The sequence below is a fragment of the uncultured Aquitalea sp. genome, from assembly GCF_945957525.1.
Lineage (GTDB): Bacteria > Pseudomonadota > Gammaproteobacteria > Burkholderiales > Chromobacteriaceae > Aquitalea.
This window is the reverse complement of record NZ_CAMFLA010000003.1, coordinates 12,862-37,709: the sequence shown is the minus strand read 5'-3', so window position 1 is coordinate 37,709 and position 24,848 is coordinate 12,862. Positions and strand designations below refer to the sequence as shown.

At 63.4% G+C, this 24,848-nt stretch carries 26 protein-coding genes; 14 read left to right on the top strand and 12 right to left on the bottom strand.

Annotation, left to right across the window (positions count from 1 at the left end):
• Nucleotides 1-20: 20 nt before the first annotated feature.
• A complete protein-coding gene (ntrC, locus tag Q0P52_RS03485) occupies nt 21-1,484 on the top strand; it encodes a nitrogen regulation protein NR(I) (RefSeq protein ID WP_293764044.1) in 1,464 nt (487 codons plus the stop codon).
• A gap of 99 nt (nt 1,485-1,583) precedes the next feature.
• Here the strand turns inward: ntrC and Q0P52_RS03480 are convergent, their stop codons facing one another.
• A complete protein-coding gene (locus tag Q0P52_RS03480; protein ID WP_293764043.1) occupies nt 1,584-2,501 on the bottom strand; it encodes a LysR family transcriptional regulator in 918 nt (305 codons plus the stop codon).
• A gap of 109 nt (nt 2,502-2,610) precedes the next feature.
• Here Q0P52_RS03480 and metE point away from each other — a divergent pair, with 109 nt between their 5' ends.
• Complete coding sequence (gene metE / locus Q0P52_RS03475; RefSeq protein ID WP_293764042.1) at nt 2,611-4,893, top strand: 5-methyltetrahydropteroyltriglutamate--homocysteine S-methyltransferase; 2,283 nt, start codon at nt 2,611-2,613, stop codon at nt 4,891-4,893.
• A gap of 199 nt (nt 4,894-5,092) precedes the next feature.
• On the opposite strand, the gene Q0P52_RS03470 is transcribed toward metE, so the two are convergent.
• The 3 genes from Q0P52_RS03470 to Q0P52_RS03460 all read right to left on the bottom strand — a co-directional run bounded on the left by Q0P52_RS03470 (nt 5,093) and on the right by Q0P52_RS03460 (nt 6,780).
• A complete protein-coding gene (locus Q0P52_RS03470) occupies nt 5,093-5,557 on the bottom strand; it encodes a histidine phosphatase family protein (RefSeq protein ID WP_293764040.1) in 465 nt (154 codons plus the stop codon).
• 147 nt (nt 5,558-5,704) lie between these two features.
• Nucleotides 5,705-6,418: an LrgB family protein gene (locus Q0P52_RS03465; RefSeq protein WP_293764038.1), complete on the bottom strand. Its 714-nt coding sequence runs from the start codon at nt 6,416-6,418 to the stop codon at nt 5,705-5,707.
• Complete coding sequence (locus Q0P52_RS03460; RefSeq protein ID WP_293764036.1) at nt 6,415-6,780, bottom strand: CidA/LrgA family protein; 366 nt, start codon at nt 6,778-6,780, stop codon at nt 6,415-6,417. Before Q0P52_RS03460 ends, Q0P52_RS03465 begins: the two co-directional genes overlap by 4 nt.
• A gap of 315 nt (nt 6,781-7,095) precedes the next feature.
• Here Q0P52_RS03460 and Q0P52_RS03455 point away from each other — a divergent pair, with 315 nt between their 5' ends.
• Both Q0P52_RS03455 and ubiA read left to right on the top strand, forming a co-directional pair.
• Entirely contained in the window at nt 7,096-7,623 is a 528-nt protein-coding gene (locus Q0P52_RS03455) for a chorismate lyase (protein ID WP_293764034.1), read from the top strand.
• Nucleotides 7,620-8,510, top strand: a complete 891-nt coding sequence (ubiA, locus tag Q0P52_RS03450; protein ID WP_293764032.1) for a 4-hydroxybenzoate octaprenyltransferase — start codon at nt 7,620-7,622, stop codon at nt 8,508-8,510. Before Q0P52_RS03455 ends, ubiA begins: the two co-directional genes overlap by 4 nt.
• A gap of 77 nt (nt 8,511-8,587) precedes the next feature.
• Here ubiA and Q0P52_RS03445 read toward each other — a convergent pair whose 3' ends face one another.
• The 6 genes from Q0P52_RS03445 to hda all read right to left on the bottom strand — a co-directional run bounded on the left by Q0P52_RS03445 (nt 8,588) and on the right by hda (nt 13,190).
• Nucleotides 8,588-9,019, bottom strand: a complete 432-nt coding sequence (locus tag Q0P52_RS03445; protein ID WP_293764031.1) for a hypothetical protein — start codon at nt 9,017-9,019, stop codon at nt 8,588-8,590.
• A complete protein-coding gene (locus tag Q0P52_RS03440) occupies nt 9,016-9,957 on the bottom strand; it encodes a Nudix family hydrolase (protein WP_293764029.1) in 942 nt (313 codons plus the stop codon). The genes Q0P52_RS03445 and Q0P52_RS03440 overlap by 4 nt, the downstream gene beginning before the upstream one ends.
• Before the next feature lie 29 nt (nt 9,958-9,986).
• Entirely contained in the window at nt 9,987-10,859 is an 873-nt protein-coding gene (locus tag Q0P52_RS03435; protein WP_293764027.1) for a DMT family transporter, read from the bottom strand.
• A gap of 28 nt (nt 10,860-10,887) precedes the next feature.
• Entirely contained in the window at nt 10,888-11,766 is an 879-nt protein-coding gene (locus Q0P52_RS03430) for an ATP-binding protein (RefSeq protein ID WP_293764025.1), read from the bottom strand.
• A gap of 63 nt (nt 11,767-11,829) precedes the next feature.
• On the bottom strand, nt 11,830-12,516 hold the full coding sequence (locus tag Q0P52_RS03425) for an HAD family hydrolase (protein WP_293764023.1): 687 nt from the start codon (nt 12,514-12,516) through the stop codon (nt 11,830-11,832).
• Nucleotides 12,513-13,190, bottom strand: coding sequence for a DnaA regulatory inactivator Hda (gene hda, locus Q0P52_RS03420; protein WP_293764022.1), 678 nt, complete (start codon nt 13,188-13,190; stop codon nt 12,513-12,515). Before hda ends, Q0P52_RS03425 begins: the two co-directional genes overlap by 4 nt.
• Nucleotides 13,191-13,438: 248 nt before the next feature.
• Here hda and purM point away from each other — a divergent pair, with 248 nt between their 5' ends.
• The 10 genes from purM to Q0P52_RS03370 all read left to right on the top strand — a co-directional run bounded on the left by purM (nt 13,439) and on the right by Q0P52_RS03370 (nt 23,393).
• Complete coding sequence (gene purM / locus Q0P52_RS03415; protein WP_293764021.1) at nt 13,439-14,476, top strand: phosphoribosylformylglycinamidine cyclo-ligase; 1,038 nt, start codon at nt 13,439-13,441, stop codon at nt 14,474-14,476.
• Nucleotides 14,477-14,617: 141 nt separating this feature from the next.
• Nucleotides 14,618-15,247: a phosphoribosylglycinamide formyltransferase gene (purN, locus tag Q0P52_RS03410; RefSeq protein WP_293764018.1), complete on the top strand. Its 630-nt coding sequence runs from the start codon at nt 14,618-14,620 to the stop codon at nt 15,245-15,247.
• Nucleotides 15,248-15,257: 10 nt separating this feature from the next.
• Complete coding sequence (locus tag Q0P52_RS03405; RefSeq protein ID WP_293764015.1) at nt 15,258-16,397, top strand: DUF3108 domain-containing protein; 1,140 nt, start codon at nt 15,258-15,260, stop codon at nt 16,395-16,397.
• Nucleotides 16,393-17,646 carry an RsmB/NOP family class I SAM-dependent RNA methyltransferase gene (locus Q0P52_RS03400; RefSeq protein ID WP_293764098.1) on the top strand — a complete coding sequence of 418 codons (1,254 nt, stop codon included), beginning with the start codon at nt 16,393-16,395 and terminating at the stop codon, nt 17,644-17,646. Before Q0P52_RS03405 ends, Q0P52_RS03400 begins: the two co-directional genes overlap by 5 nt.
• A 174-nt stretch (nt 17,647-17,820) precedes the next feature.
• Nucleotides 17,821-19,179 carry a chloride channel protein gene (locus tag Q0P52_RS03395; protein ID WP_293764012.1) on the top strand — a complete coding sequence of 453 codons (1,359 nt, stop codon included), beginning with the start codon at nt 17,821-17,823 and terminating at the stop codon, nt 19,177-19,179.
• A 95-nt stretch (nt 19,180-19,274) separates the two neighbouring features.
• Nucleotides 19,275-19,586 (top strand): Grx4 family monothiol glutaredoxin, encoded by a 312-nt coding sequence (gene grxD / locus Q0P52_RS03390; protein WP_293764009.1) that lies wholly within the window; start codon nt 19,275-19,277, stop codon nt 19,584-19,586.
• A gap of 155 nt (nt 19,587-19,741) precedes the next feature.
• Nucleotides 19,742-20,551 (top strand): EAL domain-containing protein, encoded by an 810-nt coding sequence (locus tag Q0P52_RS03385; RefSeq protein ID WP_293764006.1) that lies wholly within the window; start codon nt 19,742-19,744, stop codon nt 20,549-20,551.
• Between the two features lie 126 nt (nt 20,552-20,677).
• Complete coding sequence (gene upp / locus Q0P52_RS03380; RefSeq protein ID WP_293764003.1) at nt 20,678-21,310, top strand: uracil phosphoribosyltransferase; 633 nt, start codon at nt 20,678-20,680, stop codon at nt 21,308-21,310.
• Nucleotides 21,311-21,408: 98 nt separating this feature from the next.
• On the top strand, nt 21,409-22,047 hold the full coding sequence (locus tag Q0P52_RS03375) for a hypothetical protein (protein WP_293764000.1): 639 nt from the start codon (nt 21,409-21,411) through the stop codon (nt 22,045-22,047).
• A 101-nt stretch (nt 22,048-22,148) separates the two neighbouring features.
• Complete coding sequence (locus tag Q0P52_RS03370; RefSeq protein WP_293763997.1) at nt 22,149-23,393, top strand: uracil-xanthine permease family protein; 1,245 nt, start codon at nt 22,149-22,151, stop codon at nt 23,391-23,393.
• 382 nt (nt 23,394-23,775) lie between these two features.
• On the opposite strand, the gene Q0P52_RS03365 is transcribed toward Q0P52_RS03370, so the two are convergent.
• Entirely contained in the window at nt 23,776-24,294 is a 519-nt protein-coding gene (locus Q0P52_RS03365; RefSeq protein ID WP_293763994.1) for a GNAT family N-acetyltransferase, read from the bottom strand.
• Nucleotides 24,291-24,800, bottom strand: a complete 510-nt coding sequence (locus Q0P52_RS03360; RefSeq protein ID WP_293763991.1) for a GNAT family N-acetyltransferase — start codon at nt 24,798-24,800, stop codon at nt 24,291-24,293. Before Q0P52_RS03360 ends, Q0P52_RS03365 begins: the two co-directional genes overlap by 4 nt.
• Between the last annotated feature and the right edge of the window lie 48 nt (nt 24,801-24,848).

Genomic DNA, 24,848 nt, shown 5'->3' with positions numbered 1-24,848 from the left:
CACGATATGAGGGGTCAGCAATGAACAATCCGGTCTGGATCATCGATGACGACAAGGCCATCCGCTGGGTGCTGGAGAAAGCGCTCGGACGCAGCGGCATCGCTTTCGACAGTTTTTCCAGCGCCGACGACGCCCTGAACGCGCTGTACGACCACGCGCCCCGCGTCATCATTTCCGATATCCGCATGCCGGGCACCGACGGGCTGAAGTTTCTGGCCAAGGTGAAGGAAGATCACCCGCAAATGCCGGTCATCATCATGACCGCGCATTCCGATCTGGACTCCGCCGTGGCGGCTTTCCAGGGCGGCGCCTTCGAGTATCTGCCCAAGCCTTTCGATGTGGATCAGGCGGTGCAGCTGATCGAACGCGCGTTGGCCGAAAGCGCCAGCGCAGCACTGCCGGAAGACGGCCCGGAGGCCATGCCGGTGCTGTTGGGCCAGGCCCCGGCCATGCAGGACGTGTTCCGCGCCATCGGCCGGCTGTCGCAATCCAACGTCACCGTGATGATCACCGGCGAGTCCGGCACCGGCAAGGAACGGGTGGCCGAGGCGCTGCACCGCCACTCCGTGCGCGCCGGCAAGCCCTTCATCGCGCTCAACACCGCCGCCATCCCAAAGGATTTGCTGGAGTCGGAACTGTTCGGCCATGAAAAGGGCGCCTTTACCGGCGCGCTGGCCACCCGGCGCGGCCGCTTTGAGGAAGCCGAGGGCGGCACCCTGTTTCTCGATGAAATCGGCGACATGCCCACCGAGCTGCAAACCCGCCTGCTGCGCGTCCTGTCCGACGGCCATTTCTATCGCGTGGGCGGCCACGTGCCGATCAAGGCCAATGTGCGCGTGATCGCCGCCACGCACCAGAATCTGGAAGACCGGGTCAAGCGCGGGCTGTTCCGCGAAGACCTGTTCCACCGCCTCAACGTGATCCGCCTGCGTCTGCCGCCGCTGCGCGAGCGTCGCGAAGACATTCCCTTGCTGACGCGCCACTTTCTCGCCCGAAGCGCGGCCAGTCTGGGCGTGGAACCCAAGCGCCTGACCGAAGCGGCGATGGAGATGATTCGCCAGCACAGCTTTACCGGCAACGTGCGTGAACTGGAAAACCTCTGCCAGTGGATTACCGTCATGGCCCCCGGCCAGCTGGTGGAGGTGGTAGACCTGCCCAGCGACCTGCGCGACCCGGAAGCCTCCGCCCTTACCGTGGGCGAAGCGGCCAGCGCGCCCGCCGGCCAGGCGGCCAGCCCCCCTCACGGCCACGGTGGTTTCGACTGGACACTGGGGTTGGCCGAAGAGGTCAGCCGCCGCCTGCGCGCCGGCGAAGTGGGCATCATCGACGACCTCACCCGCCGCTTTGAAGAGTGCTGCATCCGCAGCGGCCTGGCTCATACCGGCGGCCGTAAGGTGGAGGCCGCGCACTTGCTGGGTTGGGGGCGCAACACCCTCACCCGCAAGATTCAGGAGCTGGGCATGGAGCATCACGACGAGGCGTAATCACCGCCTTTCATCAGGCGGACGCGGCCCCCTGTCGCGTCCGCCGCCCGTTTATCGCCACCCCGCCGTACTAAAGTGCGGAAACCCGGCAATGGCGCATCAGCCCTCCAGCACCGACAGCCCCGGCAGTGTGGCAAAACTGCGCTCCCGTACCGTGGCGAGAAAATCCTGCATGAAGGCCAACTCCGCGTCATCCTCGCGCAGGGCGGCGTAAAGCTCGCTGGTCAACCCCTCCTCTCCCAAGCGCCGCGCCACCACGTAACCGCGCTCCAGGTAGGGCTTCACCGCCCAGAACGGCAAGGCCGCCACGCCGCGACGGCTGGCCACCAACTGGATGATGGCCACCGTCAGCTCACTGGTGCGCCGCGCCGGCTGCACGCCGGCCGGCTTCAACAGCTTGCGCCACAAATCCAGCATGTCGTCCGGCACCGGGTAATGAATCAGCGTCTCGCCGGCGAAATCCTCCGCCCGCCACACCGGCTTTTCCGACAGCGGATGGTCGCGCGCCACGATGCCCACCATCTCGTAGGCAAACAAGGGGCTGTGCGCCACGCCAGCCTGTTCCTCCACTTCCGACACGATGGCCAGATCCGCCCGACGGGTCAGCAGCAAGCTGACCGGGTCGGCATGAAACCCGGAAACGATGTCCAGCTCCACCGCCGGCCAATGCTGGCGGAAGGTGTCCATGGCCGGCATCAGCCAGTCAAAGCAGGTGTGGCATTCCACCGCCACCCTCAGCTCGCCCGCCTCGCCCTGGCGGATGCGCGCCACATCCCGCTCCGCCGACGCCACCCGCGACAGCACGTCGCGAGCCAGCGCCAACAGCCGCTCGCCAGCCGGCGTAAACCGCAGCGGCTGGCTTTTGCGCTCAAACAACGGCTGCTGGTAATGCGCCTCCAATTGTTTGAGCTGGTGGGACAAGGCGGACTGAGTCAGAAACACCCGTTCCGCCGCCAGCGACACGCTGCCGGTTTCCGATAGCGCGATCAGGGTTTTCAGATGACGCAACTCCAGCATCACTCACCTCATTAATTTAATTCATGCAAAATACAAAAATAATGCGTTTGAATCATACACCAGCATGACGGATGCTTGTACTCAAGATTTTCGACAAGGAGCCTTCCGCATGACCACTCTGCATCTCGCCGGCTTTCCCCGCATCGGCGCCAAACGTGAACTGAAATTCCTGCTGGAAAGCTACTGGAAGCACGACATTGACGAGACCGCCCTGCTGCAGGGCGCGCGCGAACTGCGCCAACGCCACTGGCTGCTGCAAAAAGGCGCCGGCGTGGCATTGTCCCCGGTGGGTGACTTCTCGCTGTACGACCATGTGCTGGACGCCCAGATTCTGGTGGGGGCCATCCCGTCCCGCTTCGGTTTCGACGCCGCCACGCTCACCACCGCCCGCTACTTTGAACTGGCGCGCGGCAACCACCAGCAGCCCGCACTGGAAATGACCAAGTGGTTCGATACCAACTACCACTACCTGGTGCCGGAGTGGGAGGCGAATACCCGCTTCAGCCCCAACCCGGCCCCGCTGCTGGCGCAGTTGGCCGAAGCCCGCGCTCTGGGCATCAAGGCCAAACCGGTGCTGGTGGGTCCGCTTACGCTGCTGTGGCTGGGCAAGACCAAGGGCGGCGACTTCGACCGCCTGAGCCTGCTGCCCGCCCTGCTTGCCTGCTACGCGGAACTGCTGGGAGCACTGGCGCAACAGGGGGTGGAATGGGTGCAACTGGACGAACCGGCGCTGGCGCTGGATCTGCCGGCCGCCTGGCTGGCGGCCTATGCCCCGGCTTACGAAACACTGAGCGGCGCGCCGCTGAAAGTGCTGCTCTCCACTTACTTCGGCAGCGTAGCGGAGCACGCCGCCCTGCTCAAGGCACTGCCGGTGGCAGGCCTGCATCTGGACCTGGCCCGCGCGCCGGAGCAGCTGGCCACGTTTGCCGAAGCGTGGCCCGCCGGCAAGATTCTCTCCGCCGGCGTGGTGGATGGCCGCAATGTCTGGCGTCACGACCTCTCCGCCAGCCTCGACAAGCTGGAGCCGCTGTGCGCCGCGCTGGGCGATAACCTGTGGCTGTCCGCCAGTTGCTCCTTGTTGCACAGCCCGTTTGATCTGGCGGCGGAAACCTCGCTGGATGCCGATGTGCGCCCCTGGCTGGCCTTTGCCGTGCAAAAACTCAACGAGCTCAAGCTGCTGCAGCGCGGTCTGACGCAAGGCCGCGCCAGCATCGCCAACGAGCTGGTGGGCAGCGACTTCGCCCGCGACCAGCGCCGCGCCAGCCCGCGCATCCACAAGCCGGCGGTACTGCAGCGCCTGGCTTCGCTGCCGGCGGACGCCGATCAGCGCCACAGCCCTTTCGCAGAGCGCATCGCCGCACAACAAGCCTGGCTGAATCTGCCCTTGCTGCCCACCACCAGCATCGGTTCCTTCCCGCAAACGGCGGCCATTCGCAAGGCCCGGGCCGCCTTCAAACAGGACGAACTGACGCCGGCGGCCTACGAGCAGGCCATGCGCGAAGAAATCGAACTGGCCATCCGCCGCCAGGAAGCGCTGGACATCGACGTACTGGTCCACGGCGAGGCCGAGCGCAACGACATGGTGGAATACTTCGGCGAACAGCTGGACGGCTTCATCTTCACCCGCTTCGGCTGGGTGCAAAGCTATGGCAGCCGCTGCGTCAAGCCGCCCATCATCTATGGCGACGTGGCGCGCCCGCAGCCGATGACCGTCGGCTGGGCCGTGTATGCGCAAAGCCTCACCGACAGACCGGTAAAAGGCATGCTCACCGGGCCGGTCACTATCCTGCAATGGAGTTTCGTGCGCGACGACCTGCCGCGCCGCGAAGTGTGCCGCCAGATCGCGCTGGCCTTGAACGAGGAAGTGCTGGACCTGGAAAACGCCGGCATCCGCGTTATCCAGATCGACGAACCGGCCATCCGCGAGGGGCTGCCGCTCAAGACATCGCAACAAGCCGACTACCTGGCCTGGGCCGGCGAGGCTTTCCGCCTTACCAGCTGGAAGGTGGACGACGCCACCCAGATCCACACCCATATGTGTTATTCGGAGTTTGGCGACATCCTGCCGCAGATCGCCGCGCTGGACGCCGACGTGATCACCATTGAAACCTCGCGCTCCGACATGGAACTGCTGCGCGACTTTGGCCGCTTCAGCTACCCCAATGACATCGGCCCCGGCGTGTACGACATCCACAGCCCGCGCATTCCTTCCGAGGCCGAAATCAGCCGCCTGCTGGAAAAAGCGCTGGAAGTGATTCCAGCCCGCCGACTGTGGGTGAATCCGGACTGCGGTCTCAAGACTCGCCAATGGCCCGAAGTGGAAGCCGCGCTGACTGCGATGGTAAGTGTGGCGAAAAAGCTGCGGACTCAGCTGGAATCCGCCGTCAGCTAACCGTCATTTGTTGATATTTTTGAAAGCTGTTTTTAATCTAGCTTTACCAAGACTCTCTCTCAGGGCTTAAGTGCCCGCTTGGTACCCGCTGATCAGGGCTCCTTCGGGAGCCCACTTTTTTTTGCGGCATCCCGATAAAAGACAACCCCCGCCGCGCTTGCGCGCCACGGGGGTTGGTTGATGAAAGAGACTTTGTCGCTCAGTCGTTGCTGGTCAGCATGCCCGGCGTCATCATCACTTTCAGACGCACCTGTTCGATATCGTGCCGCACGCGATGGTTGAGCCACCACACCGCGCCCTTCTTCACGCTCCACAACAGCGGCTGCTCAGCCAGCACCAGCGCCGACAGCCGGCCGATATAGGGCTGATGGCCCACCAGCACCACCGTCTTGTCGTTGTCCGGCCAACCTACGGCTTGCATCACTTCCTCCACAGAGGCGTCCGGGTTGATTTGCGGGGCTATTTCGTAACTCTTGCTCAAAAAAGCGGCTGTCTGTTGCGAGCGGCGGGCTTCGGAAGCCAGCAGTACATAGTCGCGCGGCAGACGCAGGCGCAACCAGGCCGCCATCTGGCTGGCCTGTTGCTGACCACGACGGGTCAATGCACGGGCCAGATCGTCAGATCCGTCCTCGGCTTCGGCATGACGCCACAAAATCAGATCCATTATTCCCTCCGATATTCTTTGTTTTCAGTCGCGGAGCAAGCCGCCTCTCAGAAGCGGCCTGCGCGCGCAAGACGCGGACGGAGCCGCGAACGCGCTCCGGAGTCTGGCAAGACTACGCGCCCCATGTGTCAGGCGCGTGTCGTCCGCTCAATGCAGAAGCGGAGCCAGCAAGGGTACCAGTACGGCGGTAAGAAGGCCATTGAGGCCCATGGCCAGCCCGGAAAACGCTCCTGCGGTTTCCGACAACTGGAACACCCGCGCCGTTCCGATGCCGTGGGCGGACACGCCGGTGGCCACACCCAGCACCATGTCGTCCGCCAGCCCCATCAGGCTGAACAACGGTTTCACGATCACGGCGCCGAAAATACCGGACAAGATGACAAACATGGCCGACAGCTCGGGTATCCCGCCCACGCCCTGCGACACGCTCATGGCGATAGGCGTGGTCACCGCGCGGGTAGTGAAAGACATCACCACCTCATGCGGCAGGCCGAACAACATTGCCAGCCCCACTGCGCTGGCAATGCCGCACAAACCACCCAGACCGATGCTGATCGCCAGCGGGCCGGCAGCGCGCTTGAGGCGCGAGAGATTGCTGTACAAGGGGACCGCCAGCGCTACCGTGGCCGGTCCCAGCAGCATCTGGATGAACTGCCCGCCTTTCATGTAGTCATGATAGCTGGTACCGGTCAACAATAGCCAAGCCAGCAACAAAAGCACGCCGATCAGCACAGGGTTGGACAATGGATGGCCGTGACAGCGACGATTGAACAGTACCGCCAGCTTGTAGGCCAGCAAGGTGACAAAGACGCCGCTGAGCGGCGATGTGCGAATGACGGCCAGCGCTGCTTCGGCGTTCATGTCTGCTCCTCATGATGATGCGCGCGACGACGCGAGAGCAGCAGCTTGAGCGCCGCGCCCGGCACCAGCAGCGTCAGCACCGTGGCCAGGGCCAGCACCGTCAGCAGCTGCCATCCATAGCCGGCCAGCAAGTCCTTGTAGGCCAGCACCGCGCCCCCGGCGGGAATGAACAGCAAGGACAAATGCGACAAGAAGCGCGGCACATGCGTCTTCATGGTGTCGGGCACCGACTTGCGCAGGCACAGCGTGATGAAGAGCAACAGCATGCCCAGCACCGGGCCGGGCAGCGGCAAGGAAAAGGTTTTGCTGATGAGTTCTCCAGCCAACTGGTAACCCACCAGCCACAACAGGGTTTCTATCATGGCCTTGATCGGCCGCCGCCGGCGGGCGGCTTGCCTTGAAAATGATGAAGAGGATTCCCCATCATCATACTTCCGCTGCTGCGGCGCAGTAAGGGTTAACCCCGGGAAAAGCCTTGCCGGGCTCAATAAGAGCGACTAACAAAATTCCTGATGCTGCGTTGCGCCTCCTTGTCGTACTCAAGTACTGCCTACGTCCGCGCGCCTTGCCTCTACCGTGATACGGATTTTTGTTAGCCGCTGTAAAGCCCGGCAGCGCTAAAGCCCGCACTGATGGCGCGCGGGACAAGCCCGCCCTGCTTTGGCATAATGCGCGCCATGGTTCAGGATTCACTGTGGCTCGCCGAGCCCCCCGCCCTTTCTCCGGCGCTTGTCGCCTGTCTGACAGAAACCGGCTCTCTCACCGAACGCCTGATGGCCACCGGCCGCGCGTTTGCGGTGACCGTGTTGCGCCAAGGCCTTGCCGGCGGACATGACGACGAGTCGGCGCAGCTGGGTTTGCCGAAGGGCGCGCCGCAGTACGTGCGCGAAGTGGCGCTGACGCTGGACGGCGTGCCGGTGGTGTTTGCCCGCAGCTACTGCCGCCCCGATTGCCCGGTGTGGTTGCCGGTGCTGGATCGCGGCAGCCGCTCGCTGGGCCTGACCTTGTTCGGCGGTTTGCCCCAACTTTGCCGGGAGCCGCTCCACTACGCCTTGCTGCCCGCTTCGCACCCGCTCTGCGCTTCGGCCAACCTCATCATTCCGGCGCAAACGCCGCCCGCGCGTCGCTGCCGCTTCTTGCTGGACGAGGCGCCCATGGTGGTGTGCGAGGTCTTCCTGCCGACTCTGGAGAATCTGTTGTCATGAACGCCGCCCTGCTGCGAGATCGCTACACCGTCTACAGCCAGCTGATGCGCATGGACAAGCCCATCGGCACCCTGCTGCTGCTCTGGCCCACGCTGTGGGGCCTGTGGATGGCCGGCAACGGCCGGCCCGATCCGCTCATCACCGTCATCTTTGTGCTGGGCACTTTTCTGATGCGTTCGGCCGGCTGCGTCATCAATGACTATGCCGACCGTCACTACGATGCCCATGTGGCGCGCACCAGCCAGCGCCCCTTCGCGCGCGGCGCGGTCAGCGAGAAAGAAGCCTTGCTGCTGGCGGCCGTGCTGGCGCTGGCGGCCTTTGTGCTGATCCTGCCGCTTAATCCGCTTACCTGGCTGATGAGCGTGCCGGCCCTGTTCATTGCCGCCACCTATCCCTTCACCAAACGATTTTTCCCGGTGCCGCAAGCTTATCTGGGCCTGGCGTTCTCCTTCGGCATTCCCATGGCCTTCGCCGCGCAAACCCATCACGTGCCGCTGCTGGCCTGGGTGCTGCTGCTGGCCAATGCGCTGTGGACCGTTGCCTACGACACCGCCTACGCCATGGCGGACAAGCCGGACGATCTGAAAATCGGCATCAAGACTTCCGCCATCACCTTCGGCCAACATGATGTGGCCGCCATCATGCTCTGCCATGCGCTGTTTCTGGCCCTGATGGCCGGCGTGGGCCGTCAGTTGGGTTTTGGCTGGCCGTACTGGGCCAGCCTTGCCGTATCGGCCCTGCTGATCGGCAAGCAGTATCTGGAAATCCGCACCCGCGACCGCGGCCTGTGCTTCAAGGCGTTCCTCGACAACAATCGCGTCGGCGCGGTGATCTTTGCCGGCGTGCTGGCCTGCTACGCGCTGGGCTTGACCACTGCCCCAGCCTGAACCCTTGGCTTACGCCAGAGCGGTTTTTTTATTTGCCCACTTGCACCCTGCCCGCGCGGCGGACAGCAACAAGCGGATCAGCGCACGGTAAACGGCAGGCTGTAGCGCTTGCCGTTCAAGGCAAAAGTAGCCAGCCATTCCCGGCTGCCGGTGGCGCACACCGGTAACGTGACTTTGGCTTGCCAGTCCGCCCCCTCCGGCAAGAAACGGTAGCGGTTGAAACCCATATCCATCCCCACCATGGCAAACTCCACCGTCGGCTCCCCGCCTTGCACGCCTTCCAGTCGAATCAGGAAAGGCTTGCCGTTTTCCGGCTGGCTGACAAAGCGCAGCGCGCCGCCGTCCGGCAGCGCGCAAGGCTGGCTCAATTCACGACACAGCAGAGCCTGCGGCGCTGGCGGCGCTGCTTGCTGTTTTTGCAGGTACCAATAGATCATGCCGCCTTTGATGGCGCCCAGCAGCAATAGCGCCACGCCCAGCAGCAACAGCTTTCTCTGTTTGGCGTTCATCGCCATGCTCCCCGCATCAAGGCCACGCCATGCGCGCCGTACTCGCGCGCTTCGGCCGCATCGCGCTCGGTCAAGCCGCCCAGCGCATACACCGGCAGGCCATGACCGCTAGCCAGCAGTTGGCCGAAGCCGTCCCAACCCAGCGGCGGCAAGCCTGGGTGGCTGGCGGTAGCCTGCACATGACCCAGCAAGGCGTAATCCAGACCCAGCGCATCGGCGCGGGCCAGTTCGCGGGCATTGTGGGCGGAAGCGCCCACCCACTCGAAGTCCGGCCGTGACGACACGCCCTGCAGCCGGGCTGTGTTCAAATGCACGCCGTCCACTGGCCAGCCGGAGAGCCAGTCCGGATCGGCATTCACCAGCAGCTTGCCGCCGCGGGAATGCACAATGCCGGCGGCGCGATGGACGAAATCCGCCAGTTGCTCGCGCGCAAGATCAGGCTCGCGCACTTGCACCATGTCGCCCGGCAGGATGTTTTCCAACGCTGACAAAGCCGCAGCCTCGCCAAGTTCATGAGCGCAGGTGATGCGGTACACCGGCGGCAGCGCCAGCGATTTCAGGATGGGGCCGTTGGCGGGCAGCATGGGCGCGACATCCAGTTCGCCAGGCCGCTGCCAGGCAAAGCACTGTCCTTCTCGGGATTGCGGCTCGCCATCCCAGGCCCACACCCGGAAAAACTGCAGCTTCACCGAGGCGTGTTCGTAATGATGCACCTTGGTCAGCCAGGGCGTGGCGTGACGCACGACAATGCCCATTTCCTCATCCAGTTCACGCGCCAGCGCGGCCTGCGCGCTCTCGCCAGGCTCCACCTTGCCGCCGGGAAACTCCCAGTAGCCGGCATAAGGCTTGCCTGCCGGGCGGCTGCCCAGCAGAAAGCGGCCATCGGGGCGTATCAACGCCGCCGCCACTACATCGATGATCTTCTTGTCGGATTGCATGCTTGTCTTGCTCAGATATAAAACGGGAATCAGCGGCTTTGCCGAGCCGCCAGCACGCCGCTGGCGACAATCAGCACGCCGCCCAGCAAGGCGTTGGGACCGGGGATTTCACCAAATAGCAGGTAGCCGAACCCGGCGGCCCACAGCAGAATGGTGTACTCCAGCGGGGCCACCGCGCTCAGCTCCACATGCCGCAAGGACAGTGCGTTGACAAAATTGGCGGCTGCGCCGGCAAGGCCCAGCAAAATCAGCACCAGCCACTCGCCGCCTTGCGGCCACAACCAGCCGCCCCCTACCGTGCACAGCGACGCGACCAGCATCACCAGCGTGCCGTAAAAGGTAATGGACAACGGGGAATCGGTGGCGGCCAGCCGCCGCGTGAGAATCGACGCCAGCGCGTAGGAGAAAGCCGAGACAATGGCCATCAGGCTGTAAACATCCATGCCCAGCCCCGACCATCCGCACACCACCACGACGCCGGCCAGCCCCAGGGCCACCGCCAGCCATTGCACGCCGCCCACCCGTTCGCGCAGCCACAGCACGCCGATCAGCAGCATGAATACCGGATTGGCCAGCGTGATCACCGTCACCGTGGCCAAAGGCAAATGCAGCAAGGCGGCGAAAAAACTTACCAGCGTCACCAACACCACCATGCCGCGCGCCAGATGCGCCCAAGGCCGCGCGGTTTTCAGGCGAGAGGTCAACGACCCCGCACCGCGCATGCCGAACAGCATCAGCGGAATCAGCGCAAACGCCGAGCGGAAAAACACGATCTCGCCCACCGGGAAACCGCTGGTCAGCCATTTGGCGGCAGCGTCCATCGTCGCCAGCAACAAAATGGCCAGACAGTACAGGGCCACGCCGCGCCCGCGCTGCGGGATGAACGCCTCAGCCGCACTCACGCCGCCCTCCTGACAAGCGCAACAGCGCTCACTTGCCCAGCTCCGCCTTGCGTTCCTTCGCCGGACGCCCGGCCCAGTCGTTGGCGAACTGCCAGGCCACGCGACCGGAGCGGCTGCCGCGCAGCTGGCTCCATTGCAAGGCCGCGCGCTCGGCCTCGTCATCCATGCCCAGACCGAAATGGCTCAACCATTCCTTTACCGCGGCCAGATAAGCATCCTGATCGAAGGGATAGAACGACAGCCAGAGGCCGAAGCGATCCGACAGCGAGACTTTTTCTTCGGTGGCTTCGCCCGGATGGATTTCGCCGTCCCTCACCCAGCCTTCACGGTTCTCGCTCATTTTTTCCGGAATCAGGTGCCGGCGATTGGAGGTGGCATACACCAGCACATTGTCGGCTCGACGGGCCAGACCGCCGTCCAGCGCCGTTTTCAGGGCTTTGTAGGCGTCGTCGCCCTCCTCAAAGGAGAGGTCGTCGCAAAACAGGATGAAGCGTTCCTTGCGATCGGCCAGCAGCGCCATGATGTCGTGCAGATCGGCCAGATGGCCCTTGTCCACCTCCACCAGCCGCAAGCCCTTGTCGGCAAACTCCGGCAGCAAGGCCTTGATCAGCGAGGACTTGCCGGTGCCGCGCGCGCCGGTCAGCAACACATTGTTGGCCGGTTTGCCCTTGACGAACTGTCGGGTGTTGCGCACCAAGAGCGCCAGCTGACGATCAATATGAGTCAGCCGCGCCAAGGGCAGCGTGTGCGGGTCTGGTACGGCCTCCAGCCAGCCGGCCAGCCCCTGTCGCCGCCAGCGGAAGGCGGTGGCCTGCCAGTCCGGCTCGGGCCGGGCCGGCGGCAGCAACGGTTCGAGACGGGCCATCAGCGCTTCGGCGCGGGCAAGAAAGGCTTCCAGTTGCTGCATGGGATTCTCCGGGCAAAAAAACAGGCTGGCGCTTCGGCCAACCTGTGCTGACGGGATGAGGACTCAGCCGCGCAGGCTGATGACGGGCCAGCCCTGCTCCTGCGCAAACTGACGCAGGGTAGGGTCCGGGTCTACCGCCACCGGATTGCTGACCTTGCGCAACAGCGGCAAATCATTGTGCGAATCGCTGTAGAAGAAGCTGCGGCCAAAGCTGTCCATGGACAGGCCGCGTTCGGCCAGCCACATGTCCAGGCGGGTGATCTTGCCGTCCTGGAAACTGGGCACTCCGGTATGGCGGCCGGTGTAGCGGCCTTCGGCATCGGTTTCCAGATCGATGGCGATCAGATGCTCATCGTCCACCCCCAATTCGGCCGCGATGGGGCCGGTAACAAAGCGGTTAGTGGCGGTGATGATCAGGATCTCGTCGCCCATGCTGCAGTGGGCCGCCAAAAGATCCAGCGCGGCCGGCAGGATGATCGGGCGGATGTGCTCGTCCATATAGGCAGCGTGCAGGTCGGCCAGCTGCTGGCGGCTGTAGCGCGTCAGCGGCTCCAGCGCAAACTCGAGGTATTCGGCGATGTTGAGCGTGCCGGACTTGTACTGCTCGTAGAAATGATCGTTGCGACGATCGTAATAAGCCTGGTCGACAATGCCGCGCTTGATGAGAAAGCGCGGCCACTCATAGTCGGAATCCCCCTTGAGCAGGGTGTTGTCGAGGTCGAACAGGGCAAGATTGCGTTGTGCGGTCATGAGTCGGGGGCGGTAGCGGTTTGCAGTACGTTCTTGACGAGCGGCACCGTAATGGGACGGCGCAGCGCCAGGGAATAGCGGTCCAGCATGTCCAGCATGGCGATCAGGCTGGACAGATCGCGCCGCCAGTGCGTCAGCAGGTAGCGGAACACATCGTCGGCCACCTGCAACTGACGGTTGGCGGCATGGGTGCGCAGCGCGGCCAGCTTATCCTCGTCGGACAGCGCCTTCACCTCCAACACCAGCCCCCAGCCCAAGCGGGTGCGCAGATCGTCGCGCACGGCGGCCGCCATCGGCGGTTTGCGCCCGGCCATCAGCAAGCGGCCCTCGCCGCTTTCCTTCAGCGAGTTATAAAAGGAAAACAGGGTGATCTGGTCGTCCGGCGCCAGATCGTCCACATGATCGACGGCGATGAAGCTGGCTTCGCGGGCGAAATCCGGCAGGTGTTCGCGTTGGCCGTCCAGATAGATGGATGCCCGCCCCAGACGCTCCGCATGGGCGATCCACGCCTGCAACAGATGCGTTTTGCCGCTGCCCGGCTCGCCCCATAGATAAATGAAGCGCTCGCCGTCGTCCGCCGTCAACGCGGTGATGACTTCGCGGTTGCGTTCGGCAAGGAAATTGTCGAAAGCCGGCAACGGGGTAGGGGTGAGGTCGAGTACGAGCTGGTCCAAGTGCGTTTCAGGTTGGCCGAAGAAGAGGTCAAGCCCCGATTTTACGACGAGATGGGCAGGCGGCGAAAGGACGGCGACCTCCCGTCTTCGCCCGCTCGCCACACTCCGGCGACGGACGCAGCCCTTATTTGGCGACAATCGGCAAGTTACGGCAGCGTGGCGGCGCGAATTCAGTTAAAATACAGTGCTTTCGCATCGGCGAAAGCTTGACGTGAAATTACTTCAAGTTAGCAGAAAGCGAGTTTACCTTGAGCACCCAGTCCCTCAGTTACCGTGATGCAGGCGTGGATATCGACGCTGGCGACGCGCTGGTCGAAAACATCAAGCCCTATGCCAAGCGCACCATGCGCCCGGAAGTCCTCGGCGGCATCGGCGGTTTCGGCGCACTGGTGGAAATCTCCAAGAAGTACAAGGAACCGGTACTGGTATCTGGCACCGACGGCGTGGGCACCAAGCTGAAACTGGCTTTTGACTGGAATCGCCACGACACCGTGGGCATCGATCTGGTGGCCATGAGCGTGAATGACATCCTGGTGCAAGGCGCGGAGCCGCTGTTCTTCCTCGACTACTTCGCCTGCGGCAAGCTGGACGTGCCCCAGGCCACCGACGTGATCAAGGGCATCGCCGCCGGCTGTGAACAGGCTGGTTGCGCGCTGATCGGCGGTGAAACCGCCGAAATGCCGGGCATGTACCCGGTAGGCGAATACGACCTCGCCGGCTTCGCGGTGGGCGTGGTGGAAAAAAGCCAGGTCATCACCGGCCGCGACATCATCCCGGGCGACGTGGTGCTGGGCCTCGGTTCCAACGGCGTGCACTCCAACGGTTACAGTCTGGTGCGCAAGATCATTGATCGCGCCCAGCCGGATCTGGACGCGCCCTTCGACGGCGACAAGTCGCTGCGCGATGCCGTGATCGCCCCTACCCGGATCTATGTGAAGCCCCTGCTGAAACTCATGCAGGCCATGCAGGTCAAGGGTATGGCGCACATCACCGGCGGCGGCATCACCGAAAACACCCCGCGCGTGCTGCCGGGCAACGTCGTGGCTCAACTGGACGCCAAGAGCTGGGAACTGCCCAAGCTGTTCCAGTGGCTGCAGCAACAGGGCAATGTGGATATCCAGGAAATGTACCGCACCTTCAACTGCGGCGTCGGCATGGTAGTGATCGTGGCCGCCGACAAGGCTGACGAAGCGGCGCGCTTCTTGGCCGCCGAAGGCGAAACGGTGCATCGTCTGGGCGTGGTTCGCGCCCGCGAAGGCGACGAACACCAGACCCAGATCGCCTGATCCGGCTGATGCGCTGACCGGCTCCGCCGCTGTCAGCGCTCCAGGCGCCGCCGGCTACGCTGGCGGCGTTTGTCATTTACGGCACAGAAGCCGCGCCGCCTGCCTCCGGCGCTGAAATTACGATTTAATGCACCACGCACCATGAAAAATATCGTCATCCTGATTTCCGGCCGCGGCTCCAATATGCAGGCCATCGTCAATGCCGGCATCTCCGGCGCCCGCGTGGCCGCTGTGATCGCCAACCGTCCCGATGCCGCAGGCCTCGCCTGGGCGGCCGAACGCGGCATTGCGACCGAAGTGGTTGACCACAAGCTCTACCCCAGTCGGGAAGCCTTCGACGCCGCACTGGCTGCCACCATCGACAGCCACCAACCCGATCTGGTGGTGCTGGCCGGTTTCATGCGCATTCTCACCGAAGGCTTCACCCGTCGCTACGAAGGCCGCATGCTGAATATCCACCCATCGTTGCTGCCCGCCTTCCCTGGCTTGCACACCCATCAGCGCGCGCTGGAAATGGGCTGCAAGGTGGCCGGTTGCACGGTGCACTTTGTCACCGCCGAACTGGATCACGGCCCCATCGTGGCGCAGGGCGTGGTCACGCTGCAGGACGACGACACTGCGGACAGCATCGCCGCGCGCGTGCTGACGCTGGAACACCAGCTGTATCCGGCCGCCGTGCGCCGCTTCGTGGCTGGCGAGCTGGCGCTGCACGACGGCAAGGTGAAATGCGGCGACAACCCCGCCGCCAGCCTGATGTCGCCCGCCCCGTGACAGGAACGGCATGAAGAAGCCGCTGCGGGTCTTCACCCTCGCCCTGCTGCTGTCCCTGCTGATGCACATCGCGTTCATCGGTTCAGGGCTGCTGCCGGACGCAACCATAGACCTGCAGCCGGAGAAACCGCTGCGCAAGATCGACGTCAAGATGCGCGCGCTGGCGGCCGAGCCGGACGCAGCCGCGCCGGCAGCACCCACCGCCAGACTGGGCGGCATCCCCGTCAAGGGCCCCAAGCCGGTCAAAAAACCGCGCCGCGAAGCATCGGTGCCCAAAGCGGAAACCTCAGCGCCGGCCCGCGAGGCCAGCGCGCCGCAAATGGCAAGCCCGGCCAGCGCCCCGGCAGCGGAAAAACCGGGGTTGGCCGAAGCCTCGGCGCCGGCATCGGCCAGCCGGACGCACAAGAACGCCTCCGAACCTGTCGCCGCCAGCGCGCCGGCTACGGAGAAAAAGGCCGGCTATGTTTACCCGCCGGCACCGCTAACCGGCTTCCCGCACAAGGCCAGCCTGCAGTATCAGGGCTTCCGCAACGATATCCTGGTGGGCAGCGGCTCGCTGGAGTGGCAACGCGGCGACGGACGCTATCGTCTGGAGGAAAACGTCAGCGCGCTGTTCGGCAAGATCAAGATCCGCTATCTGTCCGAAGGCGGTTTCACCAACAAGCAGGGCCTGAAACCGGACAGCATGCAGGCCTGGAAAAACGGCGAAGCCAAAGAGTCCGCACGCTTCGACTATGACGCCGGGCAGCTGATTTACGGCGACCCGCCCAACCAGAACACCCCACTGAAAACCGGCGCGCTGGATGTGTTCAGCCTGGCCTTCCAGCTGGGACTGAAAGGCGGCGAACTAGGCAACGCCCCCCTGCAGGTGACTACCGGCAAAAAAGTATACGAACACCCGATCGCCCCCAGCGGCGAAGCCGATTACGACTTCGGCAGCGCGAAAATCCGGGTGATCGTCTACCGTGTAAGTGGCCGCGCGGCGGAATTCTGGCTCTCGCCCGATTTCGCCAACTTGCCGGTGCGCATCGTGTTCACCGACAACAACAACAACCGGATGGATCTCCGGGCCGTGCTGATCAATGTCGACGGCACAGAACAGTGGAAACTTCCGCTACAACCGACAAGACGCAATAAAAATGACCATTAGCCATAGCCAACTCAAGCATTTGGAAACCGTCATCGGCCAGATGACCCGCTTCGACCGCCCGGCCGACGCCGTACTGTCCGCCTACTTTCGCGAACACAACAAGCTGGGCAGCCAGGAGCGCCACCTGATCGCGGAAACCGCCTTCGGCTGCCTGCGCAACCTCATCCGCCTGCGCGCGCTGATTGCACCGGACAAGGCCACCCCGCGCCGGCTGGCCATGGTGGCGCTGATGCAGTTCTCCCGCCTCAACGTCAAGGAATTGTCCGACGCCACCAGCGCTGGCGAGCGCGAATGGCTGGGCGGCATCAAGGGCAAGACACTGCCTGACGCGCTGGACATTGCCGCCGAACTGCCGGCCTGGGTGATTGAACGTTTGCCGGAGCAGGACCCGGCCGAGGTGCTGGCGCTGGGCCAGGGCCTGATGCAGGCGGCGCCGCTGGACCTGCGCGTCAACACGCTGAAAATGAAGCGAGAGGAAGCCATCGAGCGCCTGCGCGCCGACGGCTTCGCCTGCGCGCCGACGCCCTACTCCCCCATCGGCATCCGCCTGGAAGGCAAACCGGCGCTGGCCAAATACGAGCTGTTCCGCAACGGCGCCATCGAGGTGCAGGACGAAGGCAGCCAGCTACTGGGCCTGATCACCGGCGCGCGTCGCGGTGAAATGGTGGTGGACTTCTGCGCCGGCGCCGGCGGCAAAACCTTGCTGCTGGGCGCGCTGATGGCCTCCAGCGGCCGCCTGTACGCGTTTGACGTATCGGAAAAGCGCCTGTCCAACCTCAAACCCCGCCTGGCCCGCTCTGGCCTGTCCAATGTGCACCCGCAACTGCTGGCCCACGAAAACGACACCAAGGTGAAACGCCTGGCCGGCAAGGCCGATCGCGTTCTGGTGGACGCCCCCTGCTCCGGCCTGGGTACCCTGCGCCGCAATCCGGACCTGAAATTCCGCCAAAGCCCGGAAAGCGTCCTCGAGCTGAACGCCAAACAAGCCGCCATCCTCGCCTCCGCATCGCGACTGGTGAAAGCCGGCGGTCGTCTGGTGTACGCCACCTGCAGCCTGCTGCCGCAAGAAAACCGCGAAATTGTCGACGCTTTCCTCACCGACCATCCCGACTTCAGCCTGCTGCCGGTCAGCGAGATTCTGGCCGAACAGAAGATTACCCTTGAAACGGGAGACTGCCTGCAACTGAAGCCGCATATCCACAACACCGACGGCTTCTTCGCGGCGGTACTGGTCAGGAAAGGCAATTGACCTTATTATTGTGTATTAGAGAAGTCGGAAATACTTGCGCCTGATGCTGAGCGCACGGACAAACCCGACCTCCTGACAGAACGGCTGACAGCATCAGACAAAGCCCCCGCGCCGGTGTGAAGCGGGAGCGACGTCAGCCGCTCTTGCCCCCTACCCCCAGGAGTTTTCACCCCCATGCCAGATTCCAGAGTCGCCAGACGGCTGGGCCAGCACAGCCTGCGCGCCAGCCGCCGTGTCCGGTATTTATACCTGTCCATGGCACTCTGGCGACGACGCGCGCCTATCTGGATCGCCGCCATTCTCATCGGTCTGGTGGCGGTGGTGTTCTCCAACGGCAGCCACATTTCCCACGAGATTTTCTACCGCATCTACGATCAGTCGCCTTACTGGGCACTGCTGATCACGCCCGCCGGCCTCGCGCTGTCGGTGTGGATGCTGCGCGCGCTGTTTCCCGGCGCAGGCGGCGGCGGCATTCCGCAGGCCATCGTGGCGATGCAGCCCGGCATGCACAATCTGCGCGAGCGCATCCTCACCATCCGCGCTGCCGTGGGCAAGATGGTAATGACGCTGGTGGGCATCAGTAGCGGGGCCACCATGGGCTATGAAGGCCCAATCGTGCAGATGGGCGCCGCCATCAAATACTCCCTCAATCGCGAAGCGGCCTTGCGACACGAAGGCGTGGCGCGCAGCTTCATCCTCGCCGGCGCGGCCGCCGGCGTGGCCGCCGCGTTCAATACCCCGTTGGCGGGGATCGTGTTCGCCATCGAGGAAATGGGCCGTACCTTTGACCAACGCGCCAGCTCCACCATCCTGCTGTCGGTGATCCTTGCCGGTATCACGGCGGTAGCGCTGCTGGGCAACTACAACTATTTCGGCGTGGTCTCGGTGGCAATGGACTTGCAGTCCGGCTGGCTGGCCATCCCGGTCTGCGGCATCCTCGGCGGACTGATCGGCGGCCTCACCAGCCGCGCCATTCTCGCCCTGTCCGAACGCCTGCCGGGCCCGCTTCATCGCTGGCGTGCCGGCTATCCGATCCTGTTCGCCATCGTCTGCGGCCTGTTGCTGGCGGTGATCGGCATCGCCAGCGACGGCATCACCTTCGGCACCGGCTACTTCCGCGCGAGGGAAATCCTTGAAGGCGGAGGCGGCGGCATGCAGGACTACGGGGCACTCAAGCTACTGTCGCTGCTCATCACCTACATCAGCGGCGCGCCCGGCGGCATTTTCGCACCCTCTCTGGCTGTGGGCGCCGGCGTGGGTCTGAACCTGTCCCTGCTGCTGCCTTACCTGCCGCAAGCGGCCATGGTGCTGCTGGGCATGGTGGCGTTTTTCTCCGGCATGACCCGCGCGCCGATGACCGGCTTCGTCATTGTCATGGAAATGACGTCCTCTTCCTCCAGCATGATCATTCCTTTGATGGCCACGGCATTGGTGGCCACCAATGTGTCGCGCTTCATGAACCGCCATGCGCTGTACGACGGTCAGGCTGCCATCTACCTGGCTAATTTACGCAAACAGCAACAGGCAAATTGACCAGCCCGGTCGGCTTACGTAAAATAACCCATAGAATCAGTCAAGTATTTGGGCAATCCTTTCTGTTTGCCCGCTTCAACGCAAGGATTTGCTCCATGGATATCCAGGAAGTCATCAAGGACACCGTCACCCAGAACCCCGTCGTGCTGTACATGAAGGGTTCCGCCCAGTTTCCGCAATGCGGTTTTTCCTCCCGCGCCGTGCAGATCCTGAAGGCCTGCGGCGTGGAAACCATCAAGACCGTCGACGTGCTGCAAGACGCGGACGTGCGTCAGGGCATCAAGGAATACTCCAACTGGCCCACCATCCCGCAGCTTTACGTCAAGGGCGAGTTCATCGGCGGTTCGGACATCATGTATGAGATGTACCAATCCGGCGAACTGCAGGAAATACTGAAGGATCTGTGATCCTCACAATAAAAAACCCGGCCGCGCCGGGTTTTTTATTGTCCGTTCGTCGCCGGGCTTATCGCGCGCTGCAGGCTGTCTTACAATCAGAGCAAAGGTTGGCCGAAGCGGGGCTGGCCGGGGTAGACCACACAACGAGAACACAGAGAAAAACGATGACAAGTTCCAATACCTCCCCCTCCGGCGGCGACAACGGCGCCATGCCGGTGGATGAAATCTGGAAAGCACTGGTCAATGACCAGCTGGTGCCCTACTTTCAACCCATCGTCGATATCGCCAGCCGCCGGGTGATCGGCGTGGAAGCCTTGGCGCGTTGGCGCCACCCGGCGCTGGGCGTGCTCTCCCCCGTTACCTTTGTGCCGGTGATGGAAGAACGCGGCATGATCCGCGAACTCACCGAGCTGATTCTGGAAAAATCGCTGTACGCCTGCCGCGACTGGCTGGACCATGGGCTGGACCTGCCCATCTCCATCAACCTGTCTTCGCAATTGCTGGCCGATCCGCAACTGGCCGGCCATCTGCAGCAGAAAACCCGTATCGCCGGCCTGTCCGCCGCCAGCCTGACGCTGGAGTTCTCGGAAAGCACCCTGCGCCAGCACTGGCCGCTAGCCGCACCCAAGCTGCTGGAACTGCGCGAAGCCGGCTTCGGCGTGGCCGCCGATGAGTTCGGCATCGGCGTCGGGCTGACCGAGCACATCCGCGCCAACCGCTTCAGCACCCTGAAAATCGACCGCGCCTTTGTACAGGGCGCCAGCGCCAACGATCACTTGCGCGCCATTCTGGCCGAGGCGCTGGAGCTGGGCCGGCGCGAAGGCCTCGCCACCATCGCCATGGGCGTGGAAGACGCCGCGGACCTGACCGTGCTCACCGAATTGGGCTGCCAGGCGGTGCAAGGTTACATTTGTGCGCCACCCTTGCCCGCCGAGGGTTTGCTCCCGTGGATTTCCGAATGGGAAAAGCGGTAGAATACCGCCCCATACCTCATTCACAGACCGGCCGCGGCAACCCGGCCGGTTTCGCATATCTGAAAGAAGCTGCTCCAGTCGTCACCCGACGGCGTCAGGGCAGCTTTTTCGCAAGGTAGGGAAAGCATGAACATTCACGTCGTCAAACATCCGCTGGTGCAACACAAACTCGGTCTTCTGCGCGAAGGCGATATCAGCACCATGAAATTCCGCCAGCTGACCCAGGAGCTGGCCCGCCTGCTCGCCTACGAAGCCACCCGCGACTTCGAACTGGAAGCCACCACCATTGAAGGCTGGTGCGGCGAAATCGAAATCCAGCAAATCAAGGGCAAGAAGGTGACTGTCGTCCCCATCCTGCGCGCCGGCATCGGCATGCTGGACGGCGTTCTCGACCTGGTGCCCTCCGCCAAGATCAGCGTGGTGGGCCTGGCCCGCAACGAAGAGACGCTGGAGCCGGTGTCCTACTTCGAGAAATTCGTCGACAGCCTAGACGAGCGCATCGCCATCATCATCGACCCGATGCTGGCCACCGGCGGTTCGATGGTGGCCACCATCGATCTGCTCAAGCGCAAGGGCTGCAAGCAAATCAAGGCCGTGGTGATGGTGGCCGCGCCCGAAGGCGTGAAAATCGTCAACGAAGCCCACCCCGACGTGCAACTGTACGCCGCTTCGCTGGACAGCCATCTCAATGAGAACGGCTACATCATTCCGGGTCTGGGCGACGCCGGCGACAAGATCTTCGGCACCAAGCACGCCTGAGCCATGCCGCATTGACCGCACCGCCGCTTGCCCCCACCCGGGTCAGGCGGCTTTTTTGCAAGCCGCGTTTGCCGACGCCCCAGCACAAGGACCCGCCCATGACCGCCTGGCAAGATATCGATCACGACTTTCTGCTGCGTTTTCCCGGCGGGCTGGCCGACCCCGACTGGCAGGCGCTGGGCAAGAAACACAAGAGCGTGGACAGCGTGATGCGGCTTTGCCGCGAAGGGTTGGCCGAAGAGGCCATGACCGCCGCGCTGTCGGAAAACCGGCTGGCGGAGCTGACCGAAACCTGTCGCCAGATCATCGGCCGCAGCACTACGGTCAGCACCTTCGAGAAAATGGCCTTCCGCAACTATCTGGCGTTTCGCGATGTGCATCGCCCGTTTCTGGAGGCCTTGTTCGATCTGCTGCATCGCTTCGGGCCGGACAGCTTCACCCGTTTCGTCGAGGCGCTGCAGCTGTGCCGCAACGACAACAACGCCAATCCGGCCAAGTGGCCGGTGGTCACCTGTTTTCTGGCCTACAGCCGACCGGATGAACATGTCTGCATCAAGCCCACCACCATCAAGAAAGTGGCGGCGCGACTGGGCGTGGACATCGGCTACCAGTCCCTGCCCAACTTCGATACCTATGCACGGGTTCAGGCGATGGTGCTGGACTTCAAGCGGCACAGCGCGCTGGCCCGGGATCAGAACAACATCATCGCCCAGGCGGTGATGTACTGCACGGTGTAAGCGCGCGGCCGGCAAACGCAATCAAGGATTCCGGCGCGTCGCCGCTACGGCGCGTCGCAATGTGAAACACCCCGACAACATTTCAACAACGAGGGATTGGTATGTTCCAACAAGTCAAACTGGCCGTCTCCGGCGCCCAGATCCTGTTCGTCGCTTTCGGCGCGCTGGTGCTGGTGCCGCTCTTGACCGGCCTCAACCCCGCCATGGCGCTCCTGGGCGCCGGCATCGGCACCCTGCTGTTCCAGCTGTGCACGGGCCGCCAGGTGCCGATTTTTCTCGGCTCGTCCTTTGCCTTTATCGGCCCCATCATCTACTCGATGCATACTTGGGGTCAGGCCGCCACCATGTTCGGCCTGTTTTGCGCCGGCTTCATGTACTTCGTGTTCGCCGCCATCGTGCGCTGGCGCGGCATGGCGCTGGTCAACCGCCTGCTGCCGCCGGTAGTGATCGGCCCGGTGATCATGATCATCGGTCTGTCCGTGGCCACCGCTGCGTCCGGCATGGCCATGGGCCAGGCGGGCGGCAAGCAGGTGATGCCCTACGAAACATCCATGCTGCTGGCCGCCATTTCGCTGGCCACCACCATCATCGTTTCCATCTACGCGCGCGGCATCTTCAAGCTGGTGCCCATCCTATCCGGCGTGATTGTCGGCTACATCGCCGCGGCCTTCCTCGGCGTGGTGGACTTCGCCAAGCTGGCCAACGCGCCGTGGTTCGCCGCCCCGGTGTTCCACTCGCCTGAAGTCAACTGGGCGGCCGCGCTGTTCATGTTGCCCGTCGCCATTGCACCGTCCATCGAGCACATCGGCGGCGTCATGGCCATCGGCGGCGTTACCGGCAAGGACTACACCAAGAACCCTGGTCTGCATCGCACCCTCACCGGCGACGGTCTGGGCGTGTGCGTGGCCGGCCTGATTGGCGGCCCGCCGGTTACCACCTATGCTGAAGTCACCGGCGCGGTGATGATTACCCGCAACTTCAACCCGGTCACCATGACCTGGGCCGCCGTGTTCGCCATCTGCATGGCCTTCTTTGGCAAGTTCAACGCCCTGTTGCAATCCATCCCCATGCCGGTGATGGGCGGCATCATGGTGCTGTTGTTCGGCACCATCGCTTCCATCGGTCTGAAAACGCTGATCGAAGCCAAGGTGGATCTGATGGAGCCGCGCAATCTGGTCATCATCTCGGTGGTGCTGACTGCCGGCATCGGCGGCCTCACCTTGAAGCTGGGCGGGCTGGAGCTGGCCGGCGTGGGTCTGTGCTCCATTCTGGCCATCGCGCTCAATCTGATCCTGCCGCGCCATGCCGCCAGCCATGACGGTATTGTTGAAGGGCAGGATGTCTAGACTCGCCAGCAAAGCCCCTGATCCTGCGTTGCGCCTTGGCTCAGGGGCTCTGCGAGTTTTTGTCAGCCGCGCTTGATACGGCTTCTCAAGCCAGAAAGTCCGGACACAGCGAAGCCTGAACCGCTCGCCAAGGCCATCAGGACGGCGGCAATGAAAAAGGCGGGGAATATCCCCGCCTTTTTCATGTTCGCACGCAATGCGCGTCGCATTCCCACCAGCTCATGTCGGCATCATGAATGAAAACTGGACGGCCACATTGGATAATGTCGACACTGTGATGTATTTCTCAGCTCGTCATTCTGTTGGCGAGCTACTGCCGCAAGGCAGGCAGCTTCCTCCTTTGTTGTGTTGTTTATTGCAAAAACGCCATCCCTTGATGGCGTTATTTTTTTGCCTGCGCCTCGCTGCGCAAACGCGCCATTTTCAGCGTGTCCCGATAAGCGCCGTCGCGGAAGGCATAAGCACGCAGCAGGGCCTCTTCGGCAAACCCCATCTTTTCATACAGCGCGATAGCGGCCTGATTGTCAGTAAACACCGTCAGTTCCAGCCGGTGCAATCCCAGCCAGTTGTCGGCGAAATCAATGGCGGCGCGCATCAGCGCCGTGCCAATGCCGCATCCCTGCCACGCCGGATGCACGGTAATGCCCAGCGACGCGCCATGCGCCAGTCGCGGCACGCTCTCGCGCCACAACGTGATATTGCCCACCACCCGGCCATCCTCCAGCTCCGCCACCATGGGGTAATGCCCCTCAGGCACATTGCCCAGCCTGTTGCGCCATTGCTGCAGCGAAGGGTAAGGCAGTTGCAGGGTATTGCCGTAGGTGGATGGATGGCTTAGCAGTTCGCGCAAGGCGGCTGCATCCTCGGGGGTGGCGTGACGCACATGGCAAGCGGTTTTCATGCCCGCCCCTCCAGCCCCGTCAATCGCGCCATATTGACGCTGTCCACATAAACGCCGTCCTGCAAGATATCCTGCCGGCTGATGCCCTCGTGCCGGAAACCAAAGCGCTCGTACAAGCCGATGGCGCGCGCATTATCGGCCTGCGCCATCAGTTCAATTCGCTTCAGGCCCAGCCAGTTGTCGGCCAGGTCCAGCAGGGCCGTCAGCAGGGCCTTGCCCACGCCCTGTCCTTGCCAGTCGTCATGCACCACCAGAAACAGGGTGGCGGCGTGGCGACAGCGAGGGCGCGTATTCAGGAGCAGCCCGGCATTGGCGATCACATGGTCTTGTTCATCCACCGCCACCAGCGAGTGACAGTCGGCCGGCAGGCTGTCCAGCTTCTTGCGCCAGGCGGCCTCTGTGTGGCAGGGCAGTTGGGAGGTATGTCGCACCACGCCCGGCGCATTGCTCAGCCGCGCCATGTCGGCGGCGTCGGCGGGTTCGATTCTGCGGATGGAGAAATGCATGTGGCCCTTTACCAGCGTGGAATGACTGATCGAAGGGCCATCATGTCA